Raw genomic sequence first — 751 nt, 5'->3', positions numbered from 1 at the left:
CACCGCACCGCACCGCACCGACGGTGGAGGCCCAAGTGTGTCAGCAGCGGCAGATACGCAAACTCGGACCGGCCCGCCTCGGCCCGATCCTGGGCCTGCCCGCCTCCACCGTCCACCGCGTCCTGGTCCGTCACGGCCTGAACCGGCCGGCCCACCTGGACCGGCCGACCGGCCAGGTCGTCCGCCGCTACGAACGCGACCGGCCCGGCGAGCTGATCCACACGGACGTCAAGAAGCTCGGCCGCATCCCCGACGGCGGCGGCCACAAAGTCCTGGGCCGACAGGCCGGCCGGGCCCGGCGAAGCAGCGTGGGCTTCGACTACGTCCACTCCGCCCTCGACGACAACTCCCGCCTGGCCTACAGCGAGATCCCCAGCGACGAGAAGGCCGACACCTGCGCCGCCTTCCTGCGCCGGGCAGCGGCCTTCTTCGCCGCATCGGGCATCGACCGCATCGAACGGGTCCTCACCGACAACGCCTGGCCCTACCGCAAGAGCTTCGCCTGGCAGCAGGCCCTGGCCGACCTCGGCGCGGCCGGCAAACTCACCCGCGCCTACCGGCCGCAGACCAACGGCAAGGTCGAACGCTTCCACCGCACCCTGCTCGACGAATGGGCCTACCTGCGCCCCTACACCAACAACACCGAACGCACCGCCGCCTTGGCAGACTTCCTCCACACCTACAACCACCACCGCTGCCACACCGCACTCGCAGGCCAGCCACCCATCAGCCGTGTGAACAACGCTGCGGG

1 protein-coding gene is annotated in these 751 nt (G+C 70.8%); it reads left to right on the top strand.

Annotation, left to right across the window (positions count from 1 at the left end; genetic code table 11):
• Window positions 1-751 (top strand): IS481 family transposase (locus IE294_RS46990; protein WP_189895420.1); only part of this gene is annotated, 751 nt, incomplete at both ends.

Origin of the sequence: Streptomyces canarius (genome assembly GCF_014650735.1) — a bacterium.
Classification (GTDB): Bacteria; Actinomycetota; Actinomycetes; order Streptomycetales; family Streptomycetaceae; genus Streptomyces; species Streptomyces olivaceoviridis.
This window is presented reverse-complemented; position numbering and strand designations above follow the sequence as displayed.